This is a genomic window from Flavobacterium cupreum, assembly GCF_003996965.1.
In the GTDB taxonomy this organism is placed as follows: Bacteria; Bacteroidota; Bacteroidia; order Flavobacteriales; family Flavobacteriaceae; genus Flavobacterium; species Flavobacterium cupreum.
In genome coordinates this window covers 25,573-40,450 of the sequence record NZ_QWDM01000001.1, presented here as the reverse complement: position 1 = coordinate 40,450, position 14,878 = coordinate 25,573, and the positions used below count along the sequence as shown (strand labels likewise).

10 protein-coding genes are annotated in these 14,878 nt (G+C 37.6%); all 10 read left to right on the top strand.

The annotated features are described in order from the left end of the window. The first annotated feature begins 158 nt into the window (after positions 1–158). The 10 genes from D0817_RS00170 to D0817_RS00125 all read left to right on the top strand — a co-directional run bounded on the left by D0817_RS00170 (position 159) and on the right by D0817_RS00125 (position 14,813). Positions 159–1,517 (top strand): sugar porter family MFS transporter, encoded by a 1,359-nt coding sequence (locus D0817_RS00170; RefSeq protein WP_127336374.1) that lies wholly within the window; start codon positions 159–161, stop codon positions 1,515–1,517. After that, entirely contained in the window at positions 1,480–3,087 is a 1,608-nt protein-coding gene (locus tag D0817_RS00165) for a glycoside hydrolase family 32 protein (RefSeq protein WP_238160788.1), read from the top strand. The genes D0817_RS00170 and D0817_RS00165 overlap by 38 nt, the downstream gene beginning before the upstream one ends. Before the next feature lie 18 nt (positions 3,088–3,105). Further along, positions 3,106–6,216 (top strand): SusC/RagA family TonB-linked outer membrane protein, encoded by a 3,111-nt coding sequence (locus D0817_RS00160; RefSeq protein ID WP_127336373.1) that lies wholly within the window; start codon positions 3,106–3,108, stop codon positions 6,214–6,216. Between the two features lie 17 nt (positions 6,217–6,233). Continuing rightward, complete coding sequence (locus D0817_RS00155; RefSeq protein WP_127336372.1) at positions 6,234–7,925, top strand: RagB/SusD family nutrient uptake outer membrane protein; 1,692 nt, start codon at positions 6,234–6,236, stop codon at positions 7,923–7,925. A gap of 20 nt (positions 7,926–7,945) precedes the next feature. Continuing rightward, a complete protein-coding gene (locus tag D0817_RS00150; protein WP_127336371.1) occupies positions 7,946–9,343 on the top strand; it encodes a DUF4960 domain-containing protein in 1,398 nt (465 codons plus the stop codon). Between the two features lie 21 nt (positions 9,344–9,364). Beyond that, a complete protein-coding gene (locus D0817_RS00145) occupies positions 9,365–10,924 on the top strand; it encodes a glycoside hydrolase family 32 protein (protein ID WP_127336370.1) in 1,560 nt (519 codons plus the stop codon). A 23-nt stretch (positions 10,925–10,947) separates the two neighbouring features. Continuing rightward, a complete protein-coding gene (locus D0817_RS00140; RefSeq protein WP_127336369.1) occupies positions 10,948–11,853 on the top strand; it encodes a carbohydrate kinase family protein in 906 nt (301 codons plus the stop codon). Between the two features lie 573 nt (positions 11,854–12,426). Further along, on the top strand, positions 12,427–12,858 hold the full coding sequence (locus D0817_RS00135) for a hypothetical protein (protein ID WP_127336368.1): 432 nt from the start codon (positions 12,427–12,429) through the stop codon (positions 12,856–12,858). Positions 12,859–13,076: 218 nt separating this feature from the next. Continuing rightward, complete coding sequence (locus tag D0817_RS00130; protein WP_127336367.1) at positions 13,077–13,766, top strand: helix-turn-helix transcriptional regulator; 690 nt, start codon at positions 13,077–13,079, stop codon at positions 13,764–13,766. A gap of 81 nt (positions 13,767–13,847) precedes the next feature. After that, positions 13,848–14,813, top strand: a complete 966-nt coding sequence (locus D0817_RS00125; protein ID WP_127336366.1) for an alpha/beta fold hydrolase — start codon at positions 13,848–13,850, stop codon at positions 14,811–14,813. Positions 14,814–14,878: the final 65 nt, after the last annotated feature.

Sequence of the window (14,878 nt, the reverse complement as noted above, 5' to 3'; positions counted from 1 at the left end):
TTCGTAAATAAATTTTAAACTGCCTAAAGCCTTGTAAATAAAGCTTTTGTTGTTTAAATGTCAAACTATCAATATTTATAGAATTAAATTGTAACATCATTAAAAATAAGTTGTTTTTTTTGCGGATATCTTAGCGATAAGTTTTTAATACATCTACAATGAACAAGATATTGATTTGGTCTGTTACTGCTGCACTGGCAGGTTTTCTATTCGGTTTTGATACCGTGGTTATTTCTGGAGCTGATAAACAATTGCAGCTTCTCTGGCATTCATCTGATGCTTTTCACGGATCTGTTGTTATGGCAATGGCACTGTGGGGCACTGTTGTAGGTGCTATTTTTGGAGGAATCCCGACCAATAAGATAGGTCGTAAAAAAACACTATTCTGGATTGGGATCTTATATTTCATTTCAGCTGTAGGTGCTGCTTTTGCAAATGACCCCTTTGTATTTGCTGCTTTCAGATTTATTGGAGGTTTAGGTGTTGGTGCTTCAACCATTGCTGCTCCGGCCTATGTTTCTGAAATTGCTCCGGCTGACAAACGCGGAAGATTAGTAGCCTTGTACCAATTTAATATTGTATTGGGAATTCTAATTGCCTTTATATCCAACTACTTTTTAAAAGATATTGGAGAAAATGCCTGGCGTTGGATGGTAGGAGTGCAGGCTATTCCATCTTTTATTTATCTTCTTTTTATACTTACAATTCCGGAGAGCCCAAGATGGTTATTGTCTAAAAACAGAGATGAAGAGGCACGTAAAGTATTGTTCAAAATCGATCCGACAGCCAGTCTTTCCGATATTATGGATGATTCAAGAGAAAACGGAATAACGAAACATGAAAATATCTTCATGAAAAAATACCGTTTCCCTTTAATGCTCGCGTTTTTAATTGCCTTTTTTAATCAGTTTTCAGGAATCAATGCCTTTTTATATTATGCGCCAAGAATTTTTGAAGAGGCAGGTTTAGGACAAAACACAGCTTTGTTGAGCAGTATCGGAATCGGGATTACGAATCTTATCTTTACCTTAATCGGAGTAGCATTAATTGACAAATTAGGAAGAAAGCTGTTAATGTACATCGGTTCTGTTGGATATATTATTTCCTTGGGATTAGTCTCGGCAGCCTTTTATTTCAATTGGGGAGGATTATCGGTACCCATTTTCCTTTTCTTATTTATCGCTTCTCACGCCATTGGCCAGGGAGCAGTGATCTGGGTTTTTATTTCAGAAATTTTCCCAAATCACATTCGTGCATCGGGTCAGGCTTTTGGAAGTTCGGTACATTGGGTTTTGGCAGCAATTATCCCCTCTTTAATTCCGATGCTGTTTTCAGAAATTGGTCCGGAAGTCGTATTCTTAATTTTTACACTCATGATGGTATTGCAGCTACTGTTTGTCATTTTTATAATGCCGGAAACTAAGGAAATATCCTTAGAAGTATTAAGTGAAAACCTAACCAAAAAAAATATCAAAAAAAATGAAATCAAAGAAACATCTATCGCTGACATTTTATAGTGCACTCGTACTTTCAATAGCTGGCTGTAAACCATATCTGGCTGTGGCTCAAAAAACAGAAGCTGCAGTTTCAGCTTCTGCAGAAGAAAAAATGTACCGTCCTAACTTTCATTTTACACCCAAAAAAGGATGGATGAACGATCCAAACGGAATGTTTTATGCCAATGGTTACTATCATTTGTTCTATCAGTATTATCCTGACGGAAATAAATGGGGACCAATGCATTGGGGACATGCAACTAGTAAAGACTTAGTGAAATGGGAAGAGCAGCCTATTGCGATTTATCCGGACAACGACAAATATATTTTTTCAGGAAGTGCTGTTGTTGATATAAACAATACGTCAGGTTTAGGTACTGGCAAAACGGCCCCAATTGTGGCGATTTATACGCTGCATGATATGACTAAAGAAAAAGAAAACAAAATCGATGTGGAGCAGCAGGATATTGCTTATTCCAATGACAATGGTTTTACATGGCAGAAATTTAAGGAAGGAAATCCTGTCGTGAAAAACCCCGGAATTCGTGATTTTCGCGATCCAAAAGCAACCTGGGATGAAACGCGTAAGCAATGGATATTAGTTTTGGCAGCTCAGGACCGGTCTCAGTTTTACAAATCAAAAGATCTTAAAAACTGGGAATATCTTTCTGATTTCGGAAAAAATATCGGAGCTCACGGAGGTGTTTGGGAATGTCCGGACTTCTTTCCGATAAAAGTTAAAGGTACAAATGAAACCAAATGGGTTTTAATACAGAGTTTAAATCCCGGCGGCGCTAACGGAGGTTCCGGAACGCAATATTTTATTGGAGATTTTGATGGAACGACTTTTACTTTGGAATCCAATTTTGCCAAAAGAACAGCACGGGAAAAAGCAGTTTGGATTGATTACGGAAAAGACAATTATGCCGGCGTAACCTGGAATAATGTTCCGGTTGCAGACGGTCGTCGATTATTTATCGGGTGGATGTCAAACTGGGAGTACGCGCAGGATGTTCCAACATTTGCATGGAGAAGCAGCACTACAATTGCCCGCGAAATTCAGTTGATCAAAAAAGGAAATGACTACAGTCTGATCAGTAATCCTGTAAAAGAAATCAACAAATATGTTTCTAAAACAATCAAGGAAAAAAGCCTGAAAGGAAAAGGAAAACTTTCAATTGTTGAAGCAGGAAAAATCGATTTGACTCAGGCCATTGTCAATTTTAATTTAAAAAACTTAAAACCGGATACGTACACTTTTACGCTTTCAAACGCAATTGGAGAATCTTTGACTTTCGGATTAAATAATTCAGATCATTATTTATTTCTGGATCGTTCGAAGGCAGGAAAAAACGATTTCTCAGAAAAATTCGCTTCCACAATTACCAAAGCGGCTTTAGAAGGAAATCAAAAAGAAGGTGTTTTTAAAATCATTTTAGACAAAACCTCTATTGAACTATTTTACAATAATGGCGAAAAAGTAATCACCGAAATCTTTTTCACAAACCAGCCATTTACGTCTCTGTCAGTTTCTTCAAACGAAGGAGTGGAGCTGAGCGACCTCGTAATTAACCAATTAAATATAAACTAACTAAAAACCACTAACCTCATGAAAAGTAAAATTATTTATTTTCTGTTTTTCTTCTTTCCAATGCTGATGATGACAGCGCAGGAAAGCGGGATTAAAGGAACAGTAATTTCGTCAGATGACGGAATGCCGCTTCCGGGAGCCACTATACTGATTTCGGGTACAAATACCAGTACCGTAACAGATTTTGACGGGAATTTTTCGTTCGGGAATATAAATTCAGATGCTGTAATTGTTGTTTCTTTTATCGGATATGCACCACAATCCATTTCCGTAAAAGGGCAAAAAACAGTAAGCGTAACTTTAAAAGTAGACAACAACCAACTTAATGAAGTTGTCGTAACAGGATATTCCAAACAAAAGAAAACGGATATTACAGGTGCAGTTGCTGTTGTAAACGTGAAGGAAGTCATGAAACAGACAGAACCAAATCCGATTAAAGCGCTGCAGGGAAGGGTAGCGGGGGTAAAAGTATCTTCTGACGGATCTCCAAGCGGTTCTAATACCAAAGTGGTCATTCGCGGTGTCGGAACTTTAAACAACACGGATCCTCTTTATGTGATTGACGGAATGCCGACTAAATCAGGAATGCATGAACTGAACCCGAATGATATTGAAACCATTCAGGTTTTAAAAGATGCTTCTTCGGCGAGTATTTACGGTTCCCGTGCTTCAAACGGAGTAATTATCATTACAACCAAAAAAGGAAAAGAAGGTAAAATGAGAATCAATTTTAGCACTTATACGTCTTTCTCTGATTATTCAAGAAAGCTTGAGGTGTTAAACGCCAATCAGTTTGGCCAGGCTTTATGGCAGGCAAATATCAACGACGGATTAAATCCGAATAACAATAATTTACGTTACCAATTTGACTGGTCTGTTACTAACAACAAACCACAATTAAACAAAGTTTTGGTTCCTGAATATTTAGATGCTGCTCAGACTTTGAAAGCATCGAATACCGATTGGTACAATGCAATTTCGCAAACCGGAGTCGCAAAGTCGTATGATTTATCCGTTTCTAATGCATCAGACAAAGGAAGCTACGTTTTTTCTATGGGATATTATGGAAATGAAGGTGTTGTAAAAACAACTGATTTTGAAAGAATTTCTGCCCGAATGAATAGTTCTTATAAGTATTTTGGCGGTAAACTGGTTATTGGGGAAAACTTTAGTTTCAATCGTACCAATGAAGTGACAGATCCGGGCGTTTTAGATCCGGCACTCCGTGCTTTGCCGATTATTCCGGTACGTACGGTTGACGGAAAAGGATGGGGAGGACCAGTTGGCGGAATGAATGACAGACAAAACCCGGTTCGTCTTTTAGAATATAACAAAGACAATAAGTATAATTATTTACGTCTTTTCGGAAATATGTATGCCGATTTGGAGCTTATTAAAAACCTTCATATCAAAAGCAGTTTTGGTATCGATTACGGGTTTTATAAAAAGCGTACGCTGCAAAGAAGTTACCAGTCCGGTTATTTGCAAAACGATCAGACATCGGTTACAATAGATCAGTCCGTAAGTGATAAATGGACCTGGACCAATACGGCTATTTATAGTTTGAATTTCGGAAAAAGCAATTTGAATTTAATGGCAGGAACCGAGATGTATAAAGATACTTTTGAGACCACAACTTTACGTAAAAATGATTTTTTGATCGAAACGCCTGACTATATGTATCCTGATGCAGGAACAGGAGAATCGTTTACAAGTGGTACTTCAACAGTATATTCACTGCTGTCTTATTTTGGAAAAGCAGATTATGAATTCGATAACCGTTATTTAGTTTCGGCTACAATTCGCCGTGATGGTTCTTCTCGTTTTGGTAAAAACAATCAATTCGGGACCTTTCCGGCAGTTTCAGCAGGATGGAGAATTTCTAATGAAAATTTTATTAAAGATAGTGCACCTGTTTTTTCTGATTTAAAATTAAGGGCAGGATGGGGACAGACCGGAAATCAGGAAATCAGCAATACAGCTGTTTACAGTTTGTATTTGGCCAGTTATGCAGGAGGAAGCCCGACCTGGGCAACTTCTTACGGAACAGCGTACGACATTGCAGGAAACGGAAACGGATTACTCCCATCAGGTTTCATCGCAACCCAATCCAAAAATGATGATTTGAAATGGGAAACCACGACTCAAACTAATATTGGTCTGGATTTCGGATTATTCAGGCAAAAATTAAGCGGTTCTGTTGATTATTATATCAAGCAAACAGAAGATATTCTGGTTTTACCGCCTTATTTAGCCGTAATTGGAGAAGGTGGAGATCGCTGGGTAAACGGAGCATCGATGGAAAATAAAGGATGGGAAATAACTCTGGGATATCACGATGAAACTTCATTTGGACTGAAATATGATATCTCCGGAAATATTTCGGCAAACAAGAATAAGATCACAAAATTACCAGCTGAAGTAATAAATAATTATGGGGGAGACGGATTAAATGATAATATTCTGGGACGTCCAATTAACTCTATGTACGGTTACGTTGCTGATGGTTTATTTAAAACTCAGGAAGAAGTAGACAATTCGCCTATTCAGGAAGGAAAAGGCCTTGGACGTATTCGTTACAAAGATTTAAACGGAGACGGAGTGATTACTCCGGATCTTAAAGATCGTACCTGGATAGGAAATCCAAATCCGGGATTGACTTACGGATTTAATTTAGGTTTAGGATATAAAAATTGGGATTTCACTACTTTCTGGGAAGGAGCAAGTGATGTTGACGTGATTAATAATACCAAATATCAAACCGATTTCTGGAGTGTGGATGACATCGGTTCAAACAAAGGAACACGATTATTAAACGCGTGGTCTTTAGATAATCCAAATTCCACTATTCCGGCTTTAACGACAGTTGATAAGAATGGAGAGTCAAGATTTTCAACGTATTATGTAGAAAATGGCGACTATCTTAAACTGCGTGTCTTGCAGCTGGGATACAGTTTGCCAAAGAATTTATTGAAAAAAATCAATTTGGAAAGCTTTAGATTATACATCAGCGGACAAAACTTATTGATTATTGATGCAAAAAGTTTTACTGGTGTAGATCCTGAAAATGCAGGATTTGGATACCCGCAGCCGACGACTTTTACGGCTGGTCTTAATTTTACTTTATAAAGATTAAATCAAAAAAAATGAAAAAAATACTATATATAGCAGGATTTGTAGCAATGGGAATCTTTGGTTCCTGCTCTGATTTTCTTGAAGAAAATCCTCGCGGAGTTTTATCTGAAGAAGATATTGTGACCCCTGAGTCAGTTGAAGGATTTATGAATGCGGCCTATGCACAATTAGGAAACGACCACTATGATTCACCTTACAGTTTATGGCCATTTGGGAATGTTCGTTCAGATGATGCTTATAAAGGCGGAAGCGGTACCAACGACATTCAGGATTTTCACTTTTTTGAGGTTTCCAATAATATCAGGCCTGATTTCGGAGAACTGGATAATTTCTGGTACATCAGCTATGTGGGCGTTTCAAGGGCGAATAAAGCATTGAAAGCATTGGGGCAAATTTCAGAAGCCGATTATCCGCTTAAGAAAAGACGTATGGCTGAAATGCGATTTTTAAGAGGACATTTTTATTTCATGCTGAAAATTATGTTCAGAGATGTTCCTTATATCACAGAAGACATTCCGGTAGAACAGTATAAAACAATCTCCAATAAAGCATTTTCTAACGAAGATCTTTGGAACAAAATTGCCGGGGATTTTCAGGCTGCTGCCGATGGTTTACCGGAAACTCAGCCGCAGGTTGGACGTGCTACTCAAAAAGCAGCCTATGCTTATCTGGCAAAAACCCGTTTGTATCAGGCTTATACGCAAGATGAAACTTATAAGGTTACAGGAATCAATCAGCAGCATTTACAGGAAGTAATTGCAGCGACAGACAAATTAATCGGAAAAGCTAGTCTGGAGCCTGATTTTGCCACTAACTTTTTACCGGGAACTTTTGAAAACGGACCCGAATCTATTTTCTCGATTCGGTTCTCAGACAACGATGGAACTTTATACGGAAGATTAAATTTCTCAGATGTATTGTCAACTCCACAAGGTTTAGGATGCTGTGATTTTCACAAACCAAGTCAAAATTTAGTAAATGCTTTTAAAACAGGTACAAATGGGTTACCGGAATTTGACACCTATAATAACGAGGATTTTGATTATAAAAATATAGATGCCAATACCGTTGATCCAAGATTGTACCATACCGTTGCCATGCCGGGACTGCCTTACAAATATGATCCTGAATTTCTATATGTGGAGGCCTGGGTGAGATCTCCGGGAACTTACGGTTATTTTGCTTCATTAAAAGAAAATGTGGCGCCAAACTGCAGCTGTGTGGTAAACATTGATCCGTTTTACGGAAATTCAAAAAACAGAATTCAGATTCGTTATGCCGATGTGATTTTAATGCGTGCCGAAGCTTTGATTGAATTAGGAAGACAAGCCGAAGCTTTGCCATTAATCAATCAGATTAGAGAAAGAGCAGCCCAAAGTACAGGAAGACTTCCGTATGTAAACAATTTTAAAATCAATACGTACGAAGATGGGGTTAATTGCAGCTGGACACAGGATTTTGCCCGAAAAGCAATGCGTTTCGAACGTCGTTTAGAATTGGCTATGGAAGGAAACCGCTTTTTTGACCTTGTTCGATGGGGTGTTACAGATCAGGTGATGAATGATTTTTACGCTGAAGAGAAAACAAAACGCACCTATTACCAGGATGCATTTTTTGATGCGCATAAAGAAGAATATTGTCCAATTCCGTTGAAACAAATTAATTTCAGTCAGGGATTATACAAACAAAATCCTGGTTATTAATCTACTTTAAGAACATTCACATGAGAAAATTTATATATAAAAATTGGGCAAGAGTGTCTTTGATACTGGCAGTGTTTTTTACAATTACGGCCTGCGAAAACAGTTTTGAGAATGGCGGTTTTGATGTCAATTCACCTTCTGATGTTACTTCTTTTAAAATAAATGGAGTAGCAGGTAAAATCGACCAGAAAACAGGAAATATTACTATTACAATGCCTTATGGATCTGACATTACAGCCGTAAAACCTGAAATGGTTCTGGAAACCGGAGCAACATCAAATCTTAATGTAACAGCGCCGGTCAATTTTACAAATCCGGTCAAGTTTAGAGTTGTCAATGGTAATTTGTTTAAGGACTATACTGTAACGACGGTAGTTTTAAGTCCAATTAAAAGTTTTACCATTAATGGAGTTGCAGCGACAGTAAACGATGTAAACAAAACCATTGTCATGACCTTACCGGAAGGCACTAATTTAATCGCTTTAAAACCAGTTATCGAAGTAACGGAAGGTGTTTCTGTTTCGCCTGCTTCCGGTGCCACAGTTGATTTTACAAATGCAGTGACTTTTGTCATAACTTCTAACGGAAAAAGTGTGAATTATACCGCTAATGTCGGGGTTCCGGTAACCGGTTTAGTGGTTGCTTTTTTAGGGACTGCCGCAACGAGAGCCGAAATTACCAATCTGGATGAAATTACTGCCGCCGACTGGTTCTTTTCCACTTTTAGCGGAGCAAAATACATTTCGTTTACTAGTATTGAAAACGGTGCAGATTTAAGCGGTATCGATGTAATCTGGTGGCATTTTGACGCTGCAGCTAATTTACCGGCAATTGCCTATAAACCTGCCGTTACTGCAGCCTTAAAGAATTTCAGGGCTAACGGAGGAAATTTATTTTTGACCTCTTTTGCTTCACAATATGTAGATGCTTTAGGAATTGTTCCTTCAGGAAAAGGACCGAATAATGTTTTTGGAGATTTTCCGCCAAATGGATTTGTTGATGGAAATTCCTGGGGAATGTCTTTTAAAGGTCACGAGAATCACCCCATTTTTGAAGGACTGACCACCTATGAAAGCGGAAAAGCAAATTTATTGCAAAGCGGCACTTTCAGACTAAATCACACTGCCTGGTGGTTTGTACCGGAATGGGGCGGATATGTTAATGGAGAAGGCTGGAGAAACCAAACCGGCGGAACCAACTTAGCGAGCGAAGCCTGGGATAATAATCTTGATGGAAGAGTGACCATAGCGGAGTTCCCAAATACCGGAACCAATAAAAATGTAATTGTCATTTCTATGGGAGCTTATGATTGGTATAACGAAACCAACAGCAGCGGTGTTCCAAGTCAGGCAAATGAATTTATCGGTAATATCAGGCTTTTAACACAAAATAGTATCAATTATCTGGCTAAAAATTAATCTATCCTGAAATCAACAAAAATGAAATATAGAAACAATATATTGACAATAGCCTGCGTTTTCTTTTCACTTGTTTCCTGTAGCCAGGACGATAAGTATATTGGAGGCTCTGTTTCAGGAGGCAATTCTGAGATAACAAGCATTTTCCCTGTTCCGCCCGCTCAGTGGATGGGGGCAGGTGATCCCTATTACAGTGCGGGTTATACCGGAGATATTATGCCTTTTTTCGACAACGGAAAATTCCATATTTATTTCCTTCATGATGCACAAAATAAACCTGCAGGAAAAGGGTTTCATGATATCCATGAATATTTAAGTACAGATTTGGCTCATTTTACCTACGAAGGGCAAATGATTCCATATGGAAAAACGATTGATCCTGATTTTGCTATTGGCACGGGATCAGTGGTAAAAGTGGGTAGTATTTATTACTTTTATTACACAGGACACAATGAAGCGCCCGCTTTTGTACAATCCAATGCCAGAGAAAGTGTTTTGTGCGCTACAAGTTCTGATTTGAAAAACTGGACAAAACTGCCTGCTTTTAAAATTACAGCACCGGCAGGATATTATGATTATGATTTCAGGGATCCTCATGTTTTTTATAATGATGAGCTAAAAAAGTACTCAATGTTGGTTAGTACACAGACAGCGCCAGGCAGAAAAGCGGTTTTACTTCATTTTACAACTGCTGATCCGGCATCCGGAAAATGGGATGTTCAGGCGCCAATTTATACGACAACACCAGAGGACAATTATTTGATGATGGAATGCGCTGATATCTTTAAAATGGGGAATCAGTGGTATTTGATGTTCTCTGAAAACTGGAGTAGTGATAAAGGCACGCATTACAGAATGGCAAATTCTATTAATGGACCCTGGATCAAACCTGAAAAAGATAAGATTGACGGAGAATATTTCTATGCCGGAAAAACAGCTTCTGACGGAAATAAAAGATATGTTTTTGGATGGAATGCCAGAAAAACACCCGAAAATGATTTAGGAAATAAAGATTGGGCGGGGAATATGGTGATTCATGAACTCATTCAAAATACCGATGGAACATTAGCAACTCAGGCACCACAAGCTGTTAAAGATTTATTTTCTAAAAAAAGCGGGAATGTCGAAGTTGATGCGATGACAGCAAATGTAACAGCAAATAATAGGACTTATACTTTATCAGGCACAACAGAAAAAGCAATGCTGACTTTTAAGGCTGCAGGTAAAAAAGCCAAAATAAAAACAGAAGTTACATTTTCTAATGAGGCCGGAACTACAGGATTTGTTTTTCATACCAATGATGCCGGAAGTTATTATAAGATTGTTTTTGATATCGCAAAAGGTAAAGTTACAGGGTATAACTCTGCAACACAGGAAGTAACCGGGATGCCATTTCAATTTCAGGTCAATACCAAATATAATATTGAAATAATTACCGAAGGAAGCGTTGTAGTACTTTACATTAACGGAAAAACAGCTTTAACAAATCGTATTTACGGTAGAGACCAAAACAAATGGGGATTAATTGCGGAAGGGCAGAACAGTACTTTTTCTAATCTTCAGATTACAAGACCAGAATAACATTAATATAAAATAATTTTAGAATGAATAATGGAAAAAACCTTAGGGCAGTGGCCTACGGAGAAGTGCTTTGGGATGTTTTTGCCAATGAAAAAAAGATTGGCGGCGCACCGCTCAATGTAGCACTGCGCATGAAAACACTAGGCTGCGAAGTAGCCATGATTAGCTGTGTAGGACATGATGAAGATGGAAAGGCAATTATAGATCAGGTAAAAAGTTTAGGCCTGGAAACAGCTGCAATTATTGAATCAGAGGAATTTCCAACGGGTTTGGTAAACGTGACGGTAAACGAACGCGGCTCTGCAAGCTATGAAATCAGTTATCCATCGGCTTGGGATAAGATTGTATTAAACGATTTTGCAAAGAAAACAGCATTAGATGCCGATGTTCTGATTTATGGAAGTCTGGTTTGCAGGGATGAGATTTCAAGGAAATCTTTGGAAGAATTGCTTCAGACAAAAGCCTATAAGGTTTTTGATGTTAATTTAAGAAAACCGCATTATTCTTATGAAATGCTGGAGCAATTAATGCACTCTTCGGATTTCATTAAGTTCAATGACGAAGAATTATTGGAGATTACCCAAGAGATGAAATCACCTTCTGTAAGTTTAGAAGACAATATGCAATTTATTGCAGAAAGAACCAAAGTAACTGCAATGTGTGTCACCAGAGGTAAACATGGAGCTTTATTAATGTGGAATGGTCAAATCTTTGAAAATGCAGGTTACCCTGTTGAAGTTGCCGATACAGTAGGCGCGGGTGATTCATTTTTAGCAGCTTTGATTACATCATTACTTATTGGAAAAGAACCTCAATATGCTATCGACTTTGCCTGCGCAGTAGGCGCTTTAGTAGCTGAAGCACCTGGAGCTAATCCTGAAATTGCACAGTCTAAAATTGAAAAATTAATGTATGGAATTAAAAGTTAATTTTTGTTTTAAGTTGTAATTCAACTATTCAATCCGTTTGAATAATCTTATTTTTGAAGTTAAGCCTAATACCTGTTGGTATTAGGCTTTTTTGATAAAAAAGTTAATTATTTTTAGCAGGGATTTGAATGATTGCCATAACGGGAATTATGCAATTGATATTAAAAATCTTTTTTGCTCCTCAGAATTCCGGAGTTCAAATAAGAGACATTAGTCCAATGGTTGATTCAAATTTATAAAAATTAATAAAGTGTAGTGGTTTATTGAATTTTGAAGAGAGTAGTGGCAGACGTTCAAAAAAGTAACCAGATTAACTTGGATTATTACAGCATTTTAGAAAGCACATTTTATTTTCTTCTGCTTTTTGTTTGCATATCCACTTCTATAAGGCCAAAACCATCAATTAATTATAACTCCTTTTGATAATTTGTAGTGAAAAAAATATATATTTGAAAATAAATAATTTATGAAGTTATCACATATATCTACCCAAATTTGGAGGGCTTTATGTGGTGTTATCACGCATATAAATAAGGTTAGCAACAACTTTAAAACCTATAAAATCTGGAAAAAATGCAATTGAAAAGATCTTTTTATTTTTTTGTAGTACTCTTCCAGATAATCACTGTTGGTTGTTCTAAATGCAAAGAAAGTGATAAAATGATTGGTGAATATGAAACTGAAAAAAAAGGTATTGAAATAAGAGATTCAACGAAAGGAACAATTGCAATACGTCATATGAAACTCTATGCGGACAATACACTAGCTCTCTATGAAACCAAACTAAAAGTTGAAAATGTTGGGAAATGGTCGATCATTTCGTGTGAAACAGTCGAAAATAACTTGGGAGAAAAAGTACCGGAATCGATTGTAGAGTTCGAAATTGACGAGAAAAAAACTAGAGCAACATATCGTGATGGAAGAATGACCTTTGAATATCCAGAAGACTTGTATGGTGGAAGATATCAAAGTTTATGGTATGTAAAAATCAATAGTAAGAGATAAAAAAAACTGCTGCGAACAACTACTACAACGGATTTTGACAATAGGCTTAATGGAAAGTTAGTTTTGTATTTGGGATGATTTACTTCGTCTGTTCGCTTCGCTCGGGTGGCACATCCGAAGAATGGGCTTACTTTAGTCCCAAACCCGCTGTAATACCAGAACGTTAGCGGTAATATGCCAAGAGCAAACCTGCAAACATTAACAGTCAGACAAAATAAATGAACGACAACGATATTAAACGACTTTCAAGACTGACAGCAATTCTTACGCAATTACAAACGAAACGACTTTTGACTGGGACAACACTAGCAGAAAAGTTCAATGTGAGTGTTAGGACAATCTATCGGGACATCAGAACTTTGGAACAAGCAGGAGTTCCAATAATTACAGAAGAAGGGAGAGGCTATTCACTAATGGAGGGTTACAAAGTTCCGCCCATAATGTTCACAGAAGCACAAGCAAATGCGCTAATTACTGCGGAACAATTGGTTTTTCAAAACAAAGACACCTCATTTATTAAAGATTATACCGAAGCCGTTGAAAAAGTAAAAGCGGTCTTAAAATACAACATACAAGACAGAGCGAACTTACTTTCAGAAAGAGTACGATTTGATCAAAATAACAATCGCGAAAGAAACAGCAGTCATTTATCTGACTTACAATTTGCCTTGACAAATTTCCGTATAACAAAAATTGAATACACCAATGAACAAAATAAAACCACAACCCGTAATATTGAACCATTTGCGTTGCTAAGCACCGAAAATTGGTTGTTGGTTGCCTTTTGCCGATTAAGAAATGAATTTCGTTTTTTTCGTTTGGACAGAATTGATAAGTTAGAAATTCTTGATGAGAAATTTGAACCTCACAAAATAACCTTACAAGAGTATTTTGAAAAAAATCATTAATTTATTTTTGACCCCTGACATAAGGCTGTCGCATAGCTGAAATAAGTTTGCATCATTAATAAATCTTTAAAAGAAATAAAAATGACAAACGTAATGAACGGAGGATTTAATCCAAACGAATTTCCAAAGCCTTCCTTGATTTCAGTAAATGGTATAGAGTTGGAAGTATTTGAAGCTGGTAAACAAAATACTGGAAAACCCATTGTACTATGTCACGGTTTTCCGGAGCATGCTTTTTCCTGGCGTTATCAGCTGCAGGCACTTGTTGCAGCGGGCTATCATGTCATCATTCCAAACCAGAGGGGCTATGGTAACTCATCTCGTCCAACCGAAATAACAGCTTATGACATCGAACACTTGACGGGTGACCTTATCGCACTACTCGACCATTTTGGTTACAAGGATGCCACCTTTGTTGGCCATGACTGGGGTGCAAATGTTGTTTGGAGCCTGGCTCTTTTACATCCTAAACGAGTAAATAAAGTAATAAACTTGGCTTTGCCTTATCAAGAACGTGGAGAACAGCCATGGATTGAATGTATGGAAGCAATATTTGGGGAAGACTTTTATTTTGTTCACTTCAATAGAAAAATAGGGGTAGCAGATGCGATCATGAATGAAAACGCATCCCAATTTCTCAGTAACATATTTCGAAAAAACGTGCCTCTCACACCACCAGAGCCAGGAATGTTAATGATAAATCTTGCAAGAGCAGAAAAACCACATGGAGAAGCCTTAATGAACGATAACGAACTATCTGTTTTCATTTCTGCCTTCAAATCATCAGGGTTTACAGGAAGTATAAATTGGTACAGAAACCTTGATAGAAACTGGCATTTATTAGCGAACGTAACCCCAATCATTCCTCAACCGACCCTTATGATATATGGTGAGCAGGATATGATTCCAAAGTCTGAAAACCTAAAAAATATCGTTCCTAATTTGGATATTGTTAGTTTAGATTGCGGTCATTGGATTCAGCAGGAAAAGCCAGAGGAAACAACCCAGGTAATTATAAAATGGCTGGAACAACAGCATGTCAAATAAGGAAACAGAAACATATTGCCCTAAAAGCCAAACAGAAGGGTGACAATGGCAGGAATAAACCATTA

What these genes read in the sequence shown, in the direction of transcription:
- D0817_RS00170 (WP_127336374.1), top strand. Translation starts at nt 159, where the DNA reads ATGAACAAGATATTGATTTGGTCTGTTACTGCTGCACTGGCAGGTTTT.
- D0817_RS00165 (WP_238160788.1), top strand. Translation starts at nt 1,480, where the DNA reads ATGAAATCAAAGAAACATCTATCGCTGACATTTTATAGTGCACTCGTA.
- D0817_RS00160 (WP_127336373.1), top strand. Translation starts at nt 3,106, where the DNA reads ATGAAAAGTAAAATTATTTATTTTCTGTTTTTCTTCTTTCCAATGCTG.
- D0817_RS00155 (WP_127336372.1), top strand. Translation starts at nt 6,234, where the DNA reads ATGAAAAAAATACTATATATAGCAGGATTTGTAGCAATGGGAATCTTT.
- D0817_RS00150 (WP_127336371.1), top strand. Translation starts at nt 7,946, where the DNA reads ATGAGAAAATTTATATATAAAAATTGGGCAAGAGTGTCTTTGATACTG.
- D0817_RS00145 (WP_127336370.1), top strand. Translation starts at nt 9,365, where the DNA reads ATGAAATATAGAAACAATATATTGACAATAGCCTGCGTTTTCTTTTCA.
- D0817_RS00140 (WP_127336369.1), top strand. Translation starts at nt 10,948, where the DNA reads ATGAATAATGGAAAAAACCTTAGGGCAGTGGCCTACGGAGAAGTGCTT.
- D0817_RS00135 (WP_127336368.1), top strand. Translation starts at nt 12,427, where the DNA reads ATGCAATTGAAAAGATCTTTTTATTTTTTTGTAGTACTCTTCCAGATA.
- D0817_RS00130 (WP_127336367.1), top strand. Translation starts at nt 13,077, where the DNA reads ATGAACGACAACGATATTAAACGACTTTCAAGACTGACAGCAATTCTT.
- D0817_RS00125 (WP_127336366.1), top strand. Translation starts at nt 13,848, where the DNA reads ATGACAAACGTAATGAACGGAGGATTTAATCCAAACGAATTTCCAAAG.